Origin of the sequence: Haloechinothrix salitolerans, from assembly GCF_042662605.1 — a bacterium.
GTDB classification, from domain to species: domain Bacteria; phylum Actinomycetota; class Actinomycetes; order Mycobacteriales; family Pseudonocardiaceae; genus Haloechinothrix_A; species Haloechinothrix_A salitolerans.
Map to the genome: position 1 here is coordinate 4,024,243 of NZ_JBHSXX010000001.1, position 14,054 is coordinate 4,038,296.

General features: G+C 69.2%; 10 protein-coding genes. 7 read left to right on the plus strand and 3 right to left on the minus strand.

Translation table 11 applies throughout. The annotated features are described in order from the left end of the window. Positions 1-10: 10 nt before the first annotated feature. Entirely contained in the window at positions 11-2,362 is a 2,352-nt protein-coding gene (locus ACFQGD_RS19090) for an ATP-binding domain-containing protein (protein ID WP_345402772.1), read from the minus strand. Positions 2,363-2,527: 165 nt separating this feature from the next. Continuing rightward, positions 2,528-3,481 (minus strand): heme o synthase, encoded by a 954-nt coding sequence (locus ACFQGD_RS19095; RefSeq protein WP_345402769.1) that lies wholly within the window; start codon positions 3,479-3,481, stop codon positions 2,528-2,530. A 215-nt stretch (positions 3,482-3,696) separates the two neighbouring features. Between ACFQGD_RS19095 and tkt the strand changes: the two genes are divergently transcribed. The 7 genes from tkt (at position 3,697) to ACFQGD_RS19130 (ending at position 13,447) form a co-directional block, all read left to right on the plus strand. After that, positions 3,697-5,943: a transketolase gene (gene tkt / locus ACFQGD_RS19100; RefSeq protein ID WP_390221078.1), complete on the plus strand. Its 2,247-nt coding sequence runs from the start codon at positions 3,697-3,699 to the stop codon at positions 5,941-5,943. A gap of 121 nt (positions 5,944-6,064) precedes the next feature. Then, entirely contained in the window at positions 6,065-7,180 is a 1,116-nt protein-coding gene (gene tal / locus ACFQGD_RS19105; protein ID WP_345390068.1) for a transaldolase, read from the plus strand. Positions 7,181-7,185: 5 nt separating this feature from the next. Next, positions 7,186-8,808 (plus strand): glucose-6-phosphate isomerase, encoded by a 1,623-nt coding sequence (locus ACFQGD_RS19110; RefSeq protein WP_345390065.1) that lies wholly within the window; start codon positions 7,186-7,188, stop codon positions 8,806-8,808. 54 nt (positions 8,809-8,862) lie between these two features. Further along, on the plus strand, positions 8,863-10,380 hold the full coding sequence (gene zwf / locus ACFQGD_RS19115) for a glucose-6-phosphate dehydrogenase (protein WP_345390062.1): 1,518 nt from the start codon (positions 8,863-8,865) through the stop codon (positions 10,378-10,380). Between the two features lie 37 nt (positions 10,381-10,417). Further along, the gene (gene opcA, locus ACFQGD_RS19120; protein WP_345390059.1) at positions 10,418-11,356 is read left to right on the plus strand and encodes a glucose-6-phosphate dehydrogenase assembly protein OpcA; all 939 of its coding nucleotides are present in this window, start codon (positions 10,418-10,420) and stop codon (positions 11,354-11,356) included. After that, complete coding sequence (gene pgl / locus ACFQGD_RS19125) at positions 11,353-12,108, plus strand: 6-phosphogluconolactonase (protein WP_345390056.1); 756 nt, start codon at positions 11,353-11,355, stop codon at positions 12,106-12,108. Before opcA ends, pgl begins: the two co-directional genes overlap by 4 nt. A 157-nt stretch (positions 12,109-12,265) precedes the next feature. Next, positions 12,266-13,447, plus strand: coding sequence for a sensor histidine kinase (locus tag ACFQGD_RS19130; RefSeq protein WP_345390053.1), 1,182 nt, complete (start codon positions 12,266-12,268; stop codon positions 13,445-13,447). Positions 13,448-13,451: 4 nt separating this feature from the next. Here ACFQGD_RS19130 and ACFQGD_RS19135 read toward each other — a convergent pair whose 3' ends face one another. Then, the gene (locus ACFQGD_RS19135; protein WP_345390050.1) at positions 13,452-14,051 is read right to left on the minus strand and encodes a hypothetical protein; all 600 of its coding nucleotides are present in this window, start codon (positions 14,049-14,051) and stop codon (positions 13,452-13,454) included. Between the last annotated feature and the right edge of the window lie 3 nt (positions 14,052-14,054).

Sequence of the window (14,054 nt, forward strand, 5' to 3'; positions counted from 1 at the left end):
GCAGCAGAGATTAACCATCGCTCACGGCGGCTTTGACACCGCCCAGGCAGCGCGGCAGCGACTCCCCCGCGGTGACGACGCCGAGCCGCTGGGTGGCGCGGGTCAGCGCCACGTACAGGTCAGCGAGCCCACGCGAGGACGCGGCGGCGATCTCTCCCGGCGCGACGACGATCACGGAGTCGAACTCCAGCCCCTTGGCGCGGTCAACGGTGAGCACCGACACCCGCTCGCCCGCGACCGAGGTCCGTAGCGACCCCTGCAGCCGCTGCGGGCAGACGACGGCGACCGTGCCCCCGTCGGCCTCAGCGCGCTCGGCCTTGGCCAGCGGCGCGACCGCCTCGGCGATCTCGTCGGCGTTCGAGGCGCCAGTACCGTCCAGGGGCGCCGCGCCGTCGAGATCGTGCCGCCATGGTTCGACGCCGGTAGCGCGCACCGACTTCGGCGGCGTCAAGTCCGGCCCGATCTCGGCGAGCACGTCACTCGCCAGCGTCATGATCTCCGCGGGCGTGCGATAGTTCACGGTCAGCTCGGCGAGCCGCCACCGGCCGTCGACGTGTGGCGCGAGCATCTGCTGCCACGATGCCGCTCCACCAGCGGCGCCGGTCTGCGCGATGTCACCCACAAGCGTCATGGAGCGGCTGGGACAGCGACGCATCACCATCCGCCAGTCCATCGCGGTCAGTTCCTGCGCCTCGTCCACGATGACGTGTCCGAAGGTCCAGTTGCGGTCGCCCCGGGCGCGTTCCACCGCACTCAGTTGGCTGCGATGTTGCTCACGCTCGGCAAGCAACTCGGCATCGAGCACGTCCGCGACGCGCAGCCGTTCCTCATCCGCGATCTCGTCGTCCTGGTCGAGTACGTGCAGCACGCCCTCGGCGTAGGCCCGCTGCTCGCGCTCCTGCCGAGCGCGGCGCTCCGCCTCCTCGGTGTCGTCCTCACCGAGCAGTTCCGCCAGCTCGTCGAGCAGCGCGATATCACCGCTGGTCCACCGCCGGGGCTTCGTCCGCAGCAGGGCCGCCCTGTCTGCCGCGCTGAGCACCCCGTCGGCGGCGCTGTCGAGCCGGGAACGGTCAGTCAGTAGGTCGCCAAGTACCTGTTGCGGCGTCAGCTCCGGCCAGAGCGCATCAAGCGCGTGGCGGACGGCGTCATCGCGTGCGAGTTCGGCCCGGATGTCGGCAACGTCACGTGCGTCGAGCAGCACAGCGTCCGGGTCCTCGTCCTCGGCGTAGGTGACATCGGGGACGTCGTCGAGCACGGTGCTGGTCAGCGTGCCCGCCGCCTGCTCCGCGAGAGTGTCCAGCATGGCATCGACGAACACCCGCCGGGCGAGGTTGTGCGGCCTCCGGGTCGCGCGTGCCTTGTCGCGAGCCACCGCGCAGTCGTCTGGGCGCAGCACCAGCCGCTCCTCGTCGGCGACGACCGCCACCGGGGTGTCAGGCACCCGCTGCCGATCCGCGACGGCGGCGGCGAGGACGTCGGCCATCGCCGCCCTACCCTTGATCTCGGCTACGGCCCTGTCGTCGGTCTCGCGCACCCGCGCGCCGGGGAACATGCCGCCCACGGTGGACAGCAGCACACCGGTCTCACCAAGGGACGGCAGCACCTGGCCGATGTAGCGCAGGAATGTCTCGTTCGGACCGAGCACGAGCACTCCCCTGCTGGACAACGTCTCGCGGTGCTCGTAGAGCAGATACGCGGCGCGATGCAGCGCGACGGCGGTCTTGCCGGTGCCGGGTCCACCTTGGACGACGAGTACGCCCGAGAGATCGGCCCGGATGATCTCGTCCTGCTCGGCCTGGATGGTGGCGACAATGTCGTGCATCGAGTCGTCACGCTGCCGGTTCAGCGCGGCCAGCAAGGCCGCCTCCCCCGCCAGCCCCAGATCGGCGCCGGTGTCCTCGGCGTCGAGATCCAGCACCTCGTCGTCGATATCGACGACCTGACGCAGCCTGGTGCGCAGGTGCCGCCGCCTGCGCACCCCGAGCGGAGACGCGGCCGTCGCCAGGTAGAACGGCCGCGCGGCGGGGGCGCGCCAGTCGATCAGCAGCGGCTCGTAGTCGTTGTCGGCGTCGAACAGCCCGATACGGCCGATGTGCATGCTGCTGCCGTCGGCGTTGTCGAGCCTGCCGAAACACAGCCCCGCTTCGACGGCTTCCAGCTGGTCCAGCCGTTCCCGCAGTGTGGTGGTCGCGACGTCGCGGTCGGTACGCTCCTGCGGACTGCTACCGCTGCCATTGCGCAGAATGCGGGCCAGTCGTGTCGACGTCTCCTCCCGTTCGGCGTCCAGCTTGGCATAGGCGGTAGTGACGTGCCGTTGCTCGACCGCCAAGTCGGCGTCGGTCTCGGTCGTCGTGTTGGTCACGGGCTCGTGTGCGCTGGCGTCACCGGGTCCGGACAAAGCGGTGCCCCACTTCCTGCTGATCCCTGGTTGCTGTGCGGTAGATACCAATCCGACCGACTGTTCAGCGTACCGATTTATTCCGTCGTCAGGCGACAATCCGGACGCCGAACGGCACCGTGCTCAGCCTCAGAAGGGCAGGCCGATGACCGGCAGTCCAATGGCGGAGTCAACGGCGAGCGCGACGAACACGATCATCAGATACGTGTTCGAGCGGTGGAACAACTGCATCGGCTTCGTCTTCTCGCCCGCGCGCACCCCGGAGTAGAGCCGGTGCGCGTAGAACAGGAACCAGCCGCCCGCCAACAGCGCGAAGCTCGCGTACAACCAGCTCGTCGCGGGCGCCAGCAGCAGAGTCCAGCCCACCATCACCCAGGAGTAGATGACGATCTGCTTCGCGACGTGCTCCGGGGTGGCGATCACCGGCAGCATCGGCACCCCGGCGCGCTCGTAGTCCTCCCGGTAGCGCATCGCCAGCGCCCAGGTGTGCGGCGGTGTCCAGAAGAAGATCACGCCGAACATCACAAGGGCGGGCCATTCCACCGTCCCGGTGACCGCCGACCAGCCGATGACGACCGGCATACAGCCCGCCGCGCCACCCCAGACGACGTTCTGCGCGGTGCGGCGCTTGAGCACCAAGGTGTAGACGAAGATGTAGAACAGGATCGTCGCGACGGCCAGTACCGCCGAGATCAGGTTCACCGTGAGGTACAGCACACTGAACGCGGCGACGCCGAGCGCGATGCCGAACACCAGCGCGCCACGCGGCGACACCGAGTCCCGCACGAGCGGACGTCGTTTGGTGCGGTTCATCACCTTGTCGATGTCGGAGTCCGCGACGCAGTTCAACGCGTTCGCGCTCCCGGCTGCCATGGTGCCGCCGACCAACGTGGCCAGCACCAGCCACGGGTCCGGGAACTCCCTGCCCGCCAGGAACATCGCTGGGATGGTCGTCACGAGGAGGAGTTCGATGACCCTGGGCTTCGCCAGTGCGGCGTAGGCGCCGATACGGCGTTTGGCGCGCTCGATCCCGCTGACACCGTGGTCCGACGTCCGAGAGCGAGCACCGTCGACCAGTGTCATGTCGCTCCCAGCGGCAGGTCGGATGTCATGTCGGGTCGGTGTCGCGTGGTCTACGACCGGCGCCGTAGACCACCAACAGATGGTAATCGCGGTGACGGGCACCACCTGAGCCGGGTAGTAACCGCACGGTAACCACACCAGGCAGTACTTCGCGCGCGTGAACCATTACCCTTGAATACTGTCTGGCCGCCGCCGTCCGGAATACCGTGTGCCCGATGACCCGATCGGCTCGGCCGACGTCGCGTCATCGGGCACGGATGCCAGCACGCGCATCAGCGCCCGACATACCTGCCGACACCGCACGCACCACCCGCACGACGCCGTGCGAGCACCTGAATGGAGTCAGAGCCCTCGTGTCCGACACCGCCACTACCGCCGACAACAACCCGCTGGTTCGACGGAACGTGCCTGCGGACTGGACGGATCTTGACACCCGTGCTGTGGATACTGTTCGTGTGTTGGCCGCTGATGCGGTGGAGCGGTGCGGTAGTGGGCATCCTGGCACGGCGATGAGTTTGGCGCCGGTGGCGTATAGCTTGTTTCAGCGGATCATGCGCCACGACCCGGCCGACCCGAACTGGCTGGGTCGGGATCGGTTCGTGTTGTCGGCGGGTCATTCCAGCCTGACGTTGTATATCCAGTTGTTCCTGGCGGGGTATGGCGTGGAGCTGGAGGATTTGAAGGCGCTGCGCACATGGGGTTCGCAGACTCCGGGGCATCCGGAGTATGGCCACACGCCGGGTGTGGAGACGACCACCGGCCCGTTGGGGCAGGGCCTGGCCAATGCCGTTGGTATGGCGATGGCCGCTCGGCGTGAGCGGGGCCTGTTCGATCCCGAGGCCCCGGTTGGGGAGAGTGTGTTCGACCATCATGTTTATGTGATCGCTTCGGATGGGGACATCGAGGAGGGGGTGACGTCGGAGGCGTCGTCGCTGGCGGGTCGCCAGGAGTTGGGCAATCTGGTGGTGATTTATGACGACAACCAGATCTCTATCGAGGACGACACCGCGATCGCCCTGTCGGAGGACACCGCCAAGCGCTATGAGGCGTACGGCTGGCACGTCGAGACCGTCACTGGTGGTGAGGACATCGTCGCGATCGAAAAGGCCCTGGCGGCGGCGCGGGCGGAGACGTCGAAGCCGTCGTTGATCGTGTTGCGCACCGTGATTGGGTATCCGGCGCCGACGCTGGCCAACACCGGCGCCGTCCACGGCGCCGCCCTGGGGGCTGAGGAGGTCGCCGCCACCAAGCGGGTCCTCGGGTTTGATCCCGATCAGCACTTCGCCGTCGACGACGACGTGCTGGCCCACACCCGGGCGGTCGCGGAGCGCGGCAAGCGGGCGCACGCGGAGTGGAACGAGCGCTACGACACCTGGGCCGCGGCCCACCCGGAGGCCAAGGCACTGGCGGATCGGCTCGCCGCGCGTGCGTTGCCGCAGGGCTGGGCCGACGCGCTGCCCAGTTGGGGCCCGGACGCGAAGGGGATTGCGACGCGGAAGGCCTCGGGTGAGGTGCTCAACGCCGTCGCCGATGTGCTGCCCGAGCTGTGGGGTGGCTCGGCGGATTTGGCGGGTTCGAACAACACCCTGATCAAGAACTCCGACTCGTTCGGCCCCGCCTCGGCCAGCACCGGCATGTTCACCGCCCAGCCATATGGGCGGAACCTGCACTTCGGGGTGCGCGAACACGCCATGGGCGCGATCTGCAACGGCATCGCGCTGCACGGCGGCACCCGCCCTTACGGCGCCACGTTCCTCATCTTCAGTGACTACATGCGCCCGGCCGTGCGGCTCGCGTCGCTGATGGGGTTGCCGGTGACCTACGTGTGGACGCACGACTCCATCGGTCTCGGTGAGGACGGGCCCACCCACCAGCCCGTCGAACACCTCGCGTCGCTGCGCGCCATCCCCGGGCTCAACGTCGTGCGCCCCGCCGACGCCAACGAGACCACGGCCGCGTGGCGACGCGCCCTGGAGATCACCGACGCCCCCACCGGGCTGTGCCTGACACGGCAGAACGTGCCCGTGCTCGACGGCACCCGGGAGAAGGCGACCGAGGGTGTCGCCCGCGGTGGTTATGTGCTGGCCGACGCCGACGGCGGCACGCCGGAGATCATCCTGATCGGCACCGGCTCCGAGGTGCAACTCGCCCTCGCCGCCCGCGACACCCTGCACGCCGAGGGTGTGCCCACCAGGGTGGTGTCCATGCCATGTGTCGAATGGTTCGACACCCAAACCGTCGCCTACCGCGAGTCCGTGCTGCCCCCATCGGTCACCGCGCGGGTGGCGGTCGAGGCGGGCATCGCCCAGTCGTGGCACCGCTTCGTCGGCGATGACGGCGAGATCGTCTCGCTGGAACACTTCGGCGCCTCAGCCGACCACACCACCCTGTTCCGCGAGTTCGGCATCACCACCAACGCCGTCACCGACGCGGCACGCCGCTCACTGGCCAACGCGGGCTAGGCGGGCAGGAGCGACTGCGGTACAACCGAAGAGGGCGCTGATCACGCGACCGGTCCCGCAGCGGGAACACCGGCGCCGCGTGACTCCGACTACATACTGCGCACACAAGGGATGGCAGATTATGACGACCGATCGACTCGCCCAACTGTCCGCCGCCGGGGTATCCCTCTGGCTGGATGACCTGTCCCGAGAAAGACTTGCGTCGGGCAATCTGGCCGAGTTGATCGCGGACTCGCACATCACCGGGGTGACGACGAACCCGACGATCTTCGCGGGGGCGCTGTCCAACGGCGCCGCATACAACGAGCAGATCCGCGAGCTCGCCGCGCGGGGCGCTGACCTCCAACAGGCCGTGCGGGAGCTGACGACCACCGACGTGCGCGACGCGTGCGATCTGTTCCGGGAGACCTACGAGGCCACCGGCGGCGTGGACGGCAGGGTGTCCATCGAGGTGGACCCGCGCCTCGCCCGCGACACCGACGCCACCGTCGCCGAGGCGCTGGACCTGGCCAAGACGGTCGACCGGCCGAACCTGCTGGTCAAGATCCCCGCGACGGTCGAGGGGCTGCCCGCGATCAGCCGGGTGCTCGCCGAGGGCGTCAGCGTAAACGTGACGCTGATCTTCTCCCCTGAGCGCTACCGCGAGGTAATCGACGCCTACCTGACCGGGCTGGAACAGGCGCGGGCCAACGGCCTCGATGTCTCCGCCATTCACTCCGTCGCGTCGTTCTTCGTGTCCCGCGTGGACACCGAGGTGGACAAGCGGCTCGATGCGATTGGCACCGACGAGGCCGCCGCGCTGCGCGGTGAGGCGGCCATCGCAAACGCCCGCCTCGCCTACGCGCTCTACACCGAGGAGTTCGCCACGCCGCGCTGGCGTGCGCTGGCCGAGCAGGGCGCGCACCCGCAACGTCCATTGTGGGCGTCGACCGGTGTGAAGGACCCGGCGTACTCCGATACCCGCTACGTCGACCAGCTCGTCGTGGCGGGCACGGTCAACACGGTGCCGGAGGCGACACTGCACGCGGTCGCCGACCACGCCACCATCATCGGCGACACGGTGACCGACACCCAGGCGGTCGCGACCAACATCTTCGACCGGCTCACCCGGATCGGCGTCGACCTCGACGACGTGTTCCACGTGCTGGAGGAAGAGGGCGTGGCCAAGTTCGAGAAGTCCTGGGTGGAGTTACTCGAAACGGTCAACAGCCAGCTCGTCGCGGCGCACGAGGACTGACCGGCATGACGGCATCCACGACCACGGTTACCGTCGACATCACCGACTCCAGGTTGGCCGCCGCCGCGGCGCCGCTCGCGGCGCGGCTCGTCGAGGACAAGGTCGCGTCCAAGATCACGGCGCAGGACCCGACGCTGTGGGGTGCCGAGGCCGAGCAGGAGGCGGCGATCCGGCTGGGCTGGACGACGCTGCACGTGACATCGCGGCAGCTCATCGGCGAGATCACCGACCTCCACACCGAACTCCAGGCCGACGGCATCGACCGCGTCGTGCTCGCGGGCATGGGCGGGTCGTCACTCGCGCCGGAGGTCATCGCGGCCACCGAGCCGGTGACGCTGACCGTGCTCGACACGACCGACCCAGGCCAGGTCGCCGACGCACTCGCGGGTGACCTCACCCGCACGGTGCTCGTGGTGTCGTCGAAGTCGGGCACAACCGCCGAGACCGAAAGCCAGCGCCGGATCTTCGCGGCGGCGTTCGCCGAGGAAGGCATCGACCCCGCCAGCCGCATGGTCGTCGTCACCGATCCCGGCTCTCCCCTGGCGGAACTGGCCACCCAGGAGGGCTACCGCAAGGTATTCCTCGCTGACCCGACCGTGGGCGGGCGCTACTCGGCGCTGACGGCGTTCGGACTGGTACCCGCTGGCCTGGCGGGAGCCGACATCGCCCGGTTGCTTGACCAGGCGACGGCGGCGGCTAACCAGCTCTCTGACGACTCGGTCGCCAATCCCGCGATCCAGCTCGCCGCCGCGTTCGGCGCGGCGCACGAGGCGGGCGCGGAGAAGATCGCGCTCACCGACACCGGCTCCGGCATCGTCGGGTTGTCGGCGTGGATCGAGCAGCTTGTCGCGGAGTCCACCGGCAAGCACGGCACCGGGTTGCTGCCGGTCGTGGTGGAGTCCGCCGAGGCACCCGGTTTCACCGACGCCGGCGACGACGCCACCACCGTCAGCATCGGCAAGATCACCGACCACCCCGGTGCGGCAGCCATCGTCACCGAGGGCTCACTCGGCGGGCAGTTCCTGCTGTGGGAGTACGCCACCGCGATCGTCGGCAGGCTGCTCGGGATCAACCCGTTCGACCAGCCGGACGTCGAGGCAGCCAAGCGCGCCGCCCGCACGCTGCTCGACGGGTCGGCGAGTAGCACGATCGCGCCGTCGGCGGTGATGGGATCGATAGAGGTGTACGCGTCGTCCGGGGTGTCCGGTGAGGGTTCGCTGACCGACCTGCTGCGGCAGTTCGTCGCCACCGTGCCGGAGAACGGTTACCTGGCGGTGCAGGCCTATTTGGACCGGCAGGACGACGCCTCGGCGTCACTGTTGCGGGCCGAGCTGGCCAAGCGAACCGGCGTGCAGGTCACGTTCGGGTGGGGGCCGAGGTTCCTGCACTCCACCGGCCAGTACCACAAGGGTGGTCACCCGAACGGTGTGTTCCTGCAGCTCACCGGCGCGGTCGAGGAAGATTTGGACGTACCTGGTCTGCCGTACCAGCTCAGCACCCTGCAACTCGCGCAGGCACGCGGCGACGCGGAGGTGCTGACCGACCGAGGACGTCCCGTGCTGCGGCTGCACCTGACCGACCGGCTCGCCGGGCTGGCGGAGCTGGTGCGTGCCGTACAGGATCTGTGAGTGCGGTTGGGAGCTGCTGCGCCCATCGGCGAAGGTCACAGAGCTGGAGAGGTTATGACCTGGACGAACCCGCTACGCGATGACCGGGACAAGCGGCTCCCGGTCATCGCGGGACCGTCCAGCCTGGTCATCTTCGGGGTGACCGGCGACCTCGCCCGCAAAAAGCTCCTTCCCGCCGTCTACGACCTCGCCCACCGCGGCCTGCTGCCACCGGGGTTCGCGCTCGTCGGCTGCGCACGCGGACAGCAAGAGGACTTTCCGGCCATCGCTCGTGACGCCGTCGAGCGGTACGCCCGCACGCCGTTCAAGGAGTCGGTCTGGCGGCGGCTCGCCGAAGGCATCCGTTTCGTGCCGGGCGACTTCGGCGAGGACGAGACGTTCGAGCGGCTGGTCAAGACCGTCGAGCAGCTGGATGTCGAGCGTGGCACCGGCGGCAACCACGCTTTCTACTTGTCCATCCCGCCCAGCGTATTCGGTGTCGTCACCCAGCAGCTCGCGAAGTTCGGGCTCGCGACGTCCACACAGGACACCTGGCGTCGGGTGGTGATCGAGAAACCGTTCGGCCATGACCTGACCAGCGCCCGCGAGCTGAACTCCATCGTCGGTGCCGTGTTTCCCGAGGAGTCGGTGTTTCGCATCGACCACTACCTCGGCAAGGAGACGGTGCAGAACATCCTGGCGCTGCGGTTCGCCAACCAGCTCTTCGAGCCGATCTGGAACTGCCACTACGTCGACCACGTGCAGATCACCATGGCCGAGGACATCGGCGTTGGCGGCAGAGCCGGGTACTACGACGGCATCGGCGCCGCCCGCGACGTCATCCAGAACCACCTGCTGCAACTGCTGGCGTTCACCGCGATGGAGGAGCCGCTGTCGTTCGAGCCCGCGGCGCTGCGCACGGAAAAGGTCAAGGTGCTGCGCGCGACCCAGCCGGTCGGACCGTTCGACGCCACCACGGCACGCGGCCAGTACACGGGCGGCTGGCAGGGCGGCGAGCAGGTGCCCGCGCTGCACGACGAGGACGGGTTCGCGCCGGAGTCGAGGACCGAGACGTACGCGGCGGTGACGCTGGCTGTGCAGAACCGGCGCTGGGCCGGAGTGCCGTTCTACCTGCGCACCGGCAAGCGGCTCGGCAGGCGCGTCACCGAGATCGCCGTGGTGTTCCACCGGGCGCCCCACCTACCGTTCGACTCGACCTCGACCGAGGAACTGGGCCAAAACGCGCTGGTCATCCGGGTGCAACCGGACGAGGGCGTCACAATGCGGTTCGGCTCCAAGGTGCCGGGCACCACGATGGAGGTCCGCGACGTCACGATGGACTTCGGTTACGGGCACGCGTTCACCGAGTCCTCCCCCGAGGCATACGAACGGTTGGTGCTCGACGTCCTGCGCGGTGAGCCGTCGCTGTTCCCCCACGACGAGGAAGTCGAGGAGTCCTGGCGCATCCTCGATCCGGTGCTGGACCACTGGGCCGAGCATGGCGCGCCGGAACCCTACCCGCCCGGCTCGTGGGGTCCGTCGTCGGCGGACGCGGTACTCGCTCGCGACGGCAGGAACTGGCGCAGGCCATGAGCACTGTGGACGTCCACACGCGCCCCGGGAGCCGCCGGTGATCATCGATCTACCGTCGACCACGACGTCGAAGGTCAACCAGAAGCTGGTCGAGCTGCGCGAACGCGGCGGAGCTGTCGCGCTGGGCAGGGTGCTGACGCTCGTGATCGTCACTGAGGACGGCGCCACCATCGAAGACGCGGTCGACGCGGCCAACGAGGCCAGCCGCGAGCACCCGTCGCGGATCATCGTCGCCGCGCGCGGGTTGCGAGAAGCCGCGCCGCGCATCGACGCGCAGATCCGCGTCGGTGGCGACGCCGGTGCGAGCGAGGTGCTGGTGCTGCGGCTGTACGGGCCGCTCGCTAGGGAAGCGGAGAGCGCGGTGGTACCGCTGCTGCTACCCGACGCGCCGATCGTGACCTGGTGGCCCGGCGCCGCCCCCACCGAACCGGCGACCGACCCACTCGGGCGCATCGCGCAGCGACGCATCACCGACGCCGCCGCCGAGGCAGACCCGGTCGCCGCACTACGCCGCCGCGTGACGTCCTACACCGATGGCGACACCGACCTGGCGTGGGCACGGCTGACGCATTGGCGCGCTCAGCTGGTCGCCGCGCTCGACCTGCCGCCGCACGAGCCGGTAACCGCCGCGACCGTCACCGGCGACAGCGACTCGCCGTCCACCGAACTGCTGGCAGGCTGGCTCGCCTACTACCTGCGAGTGCCGGTGCGCCGCGAGCGGGCCAGCGACGCGCCGGGCATCGTCTCGGTATCGCTCGAGCGAGCGTCGGGGTCGGTCGACCTGCATAGACCCGACGGCAAAGTGGGCATCCTCCGGCAACACGGCCAGCCGGACCGGACGATCGACCTGCACCGACGGTCACTGTCCGACGTGCTGGTCGAAGAACTGCGCAGGCTCGACCCCGACGAGGTATATGAACGCGCCCTGCACGGGGTGGGCCTGCTGCCCCACAACCAGGAAGGCGCAACCGCATGACCGGACCGCAGATCCTCGTTCACCGCACCGCCGACGTCCTCGCCGCATCGGCCGCGGCCAGGCTGGTGACGACACTGGTGGACCTGCAGGCGAGCAAGGGCAGCGCATCGGTCGTGCTCACCGGGGGCGGGGTCGGGATCGCGCTGCTCGAGCAGCTGTGCCGCTCCCCTGCCCGTGAGGCTGTCGACTGGTCCCGGCTGGACCTGTACTGGGGCGACGAGCGATTCGTGCCCGGCGACGACGCCGAGCGCAACGAGCGGCAGGCCCGCGAGGCGTTGCTGAACCACGTGCCGGTCGATCCCGCGCGGGTGCACCCGATGGCAGCGTCAGACGGCGCGTTCGGCGACGACCCGGACGCCGCCGCCGACGCCTACGCCCGGCTGCTCACCGAGCACGCGGGCGGTCGCGGCGACGTACCAGCCTTCGACGTCCTCCTGCTGGGTATGGGCCCGGAAGGCCACATCGCGTCGATCTTCCCGGAGTCGCCCGCCGTGTACGAAACGGAGGCCAGCGTGGTGGCGGTGCGCAACTGCCCGAAGCCGCCACCGACGCGCGTCTCGCTGACGCTGCCCGCCATCCGGCACGCCTCCGAGGTGTGGCTGCTCGCGGCGGGTGAAGGCAAGGCGGACGCCCTCGCGCTCGCACTGTCCGGCGCTGGCGAGATCCAGCTGCCCGTCGCGGGCGCCACCGGCCGAGGCCGCACCCTGTGGCTCGTCGACGACGCGGCAGCCGCCAAGCTAGACCACCGCTGAGGCTACCGCGAGTCCACCGCTGGTCCCGACACCCACTGTGACGCCCTGACCACGGCGTGACATTTGCGTGCGCACACTTTTCGTGCGCCGACCGTCCCATCCGGCCCTTGTGAGCCTCTTTCATAACGAGAAGCGAACGCGGCCGGAGGTCTTCAGCATGAGTACTCAGGGACTGTCTATCCCGGCGCTGCGGGTCGGCCCGCGACCAAAGGCGCTCGTCGCTACCCTGAGCGGCATCTCGCGTGACCGTCCCTCCCTGTCCTCGCTCCTGCTCACCACGCTCGCCATCGGCATCGCCGTGCTCGACGTGTGGCTGGTCATTCCCGAGGACGCGCCCACCTACTCCCTTGTGTTCTCCAGCATCGCCTGCGCGGCGCTCGCCTGCCGCAGGCGAGCGCCCTTCCTCACCGTCCTGGCCACCATCCCGGGGTTCTTCGTCGGTTGGTCACAGCTCGCGGCGATGATCGCGCTCGGGTTCCTCGCCTACCGCAAAGGGATGCACTGGCAGACCTGGGTCGGGGCAGGTCTCGTCGTCGCGTGCCGCTTCGTCCTGTGGCCATGGCCCGAGATGCTCGCGCTTGACTGGCGCCAGCACGTGCTCGACTTCATCTACGGCCTGATCGTCGCGGGCATGCCCGTCGTGTTGGCACTGCTGATCCTTGCCCGCAAAGACCTGGCCCGAAGGCTCGCCGAACTTGACGCCAGCCGCGATCGCGAGCGGCGCATGCACGCCCGCGCCGTGCGGGCCGATGAACGTGCCAGGCTCGCCCGGGAGATGCATGACGTCGTCTCGCACGAGGTCACACTCATCGCGATGCAGGCGAACACGCTCGAATGCGCCAAGACCCCCGACGACGTCACCGCTGCCGCCGACACCATCCGACAGCTCAGCACCCGCACGCTGGAAGAGCTGCGCTCGCTGGTTGGTGTGTTGCGCTCCAGCACGGACGAGGAGCTGCCCGCGCCGCAGCTCACCGACCTCGGCTCGCTGATCCGCGACGTCGACGTCCCGGTGCGGCTCAAAGTGGAGAACGTGCCGGAGACGCTGCCAAGCCAGGTCTCCGCGGCGGCGTTCCGCACCGTGCAGGAAGCGCTGACCAACGTGCACAAGCACGCACCGGGAGCGGCTGCGACGGTTCGGGTCGCGGTGGACGACGGGGCGTTGCACGTCGCGGTGCGCAACGACCCGCCCTGTCAGCCCTCACGGTCGCTGCCGTCCGGCGGACACGGCCTCGCGGGCCTGGCTGAGCGGGCGTTACGGCTTGACGGTACGTTCCACGCCCGCTCCACGGACGACGGCGGTTTCGAGGTGCGTGCGGACTACCCGCTGCGCACCTGATCGGCTATGGCGGGGTGCCCTCCACCCGGTAGGCCCACTCCTCGTGCCAGGTGTGCGGATACACGCCCCGGGTGAAATACGCGCGGATGCCGCGAATAGGACGAGCAGCATGGTCGTGATAGAACCACCAATACGGCAGCGCGGTGGCCACCGCGTAGTTCAGCCCCACTAGCGGCAGGTACAACGGTCCGAACAGCCGCGCCTGTAGCACGTGCACCGCTTCGTGCCGGTCGACGCCAGTCCCGGTACCTGCCTGGACCGGACCGATCGTGGTGCCCGCGTAGCCGGGTATCGCGGGTGAGCGCAGCCCGATATGGCCGGAGAAGCCCCGATCCAGCCGATTACCGAACGCCACACTCACCGCGAGGAACACCGCCCCAACCAAGGTGTTCGGCAGGCTCCAGGTGTGGTCGACGACGAACGCCACGACGCCGCGCGACGACCTCAGGTCGTACACCGGCGCGACGGCGACCGCCCAGCCGTAGACGGCACTGAGACAAAGCCCAACGGCCAGGCCGAGCAGCAGCCAACCGACCTCCCCGGTGAGCAGACCGAAACCTGCGCACCAAGCGGTGATCAGTGCCCCAGAGAGGATGCCGGCCACGGC

What these genes read in the sequence shown, in the direction of transcription:
- ACFQGD_RS19095 (WP_345402769.1), bottom strand. Translation starts at nt 3,481, where the DNA reads ATGACACTGGTCGACGGTGCTCGCTCTCGGACGTCGGACCACGGTGTC.
- tkt (WP_390221078.1), top strand. Translation starts at nt 3,697, where the DNA reads ATGACCCGATCGGCTCGGCCGACGTCGCGTCATCGGGCACGGATGCCA.
- tal (WP_345390068.1), top strand. Translation starts at nt 6,065, where the DNA reads ATGACGACCGATCGACTCGCCCAACTGTCCGCCGCCGGGGTATCCCTC.
- ACFQGD_RS19110 (WP_345390065.1), top strand. Translation starts at nt 7,186, where the DNA reads ATGACGGCATCCACGACCACGGTTACCGTCGACATCACCGACTCCAGG.
- zwf (WP_345390062.1), top strand. Translation starts at nt 8,863, where the DNA reads ATGACCTGGACGAACCCGCTACGCGATGACCGGGACAAGCGGCTCCCG.
- pgl (WP_345390056.1), top strand. Translation starts at nt 11,353, where the DNA reads ATGACCGGACCGCAGATCCTCGTTCACCGCACCGCCGACGTCCTCGCC.
- ACFQGD_RS19130 (WP_345390053.1), top strand. Translation starts at nt 12,266, where the DNA reads ATGAGTACTCAGGGACTGTCTATCCCGGCGCTGCGGGTCGGCCCGCGA.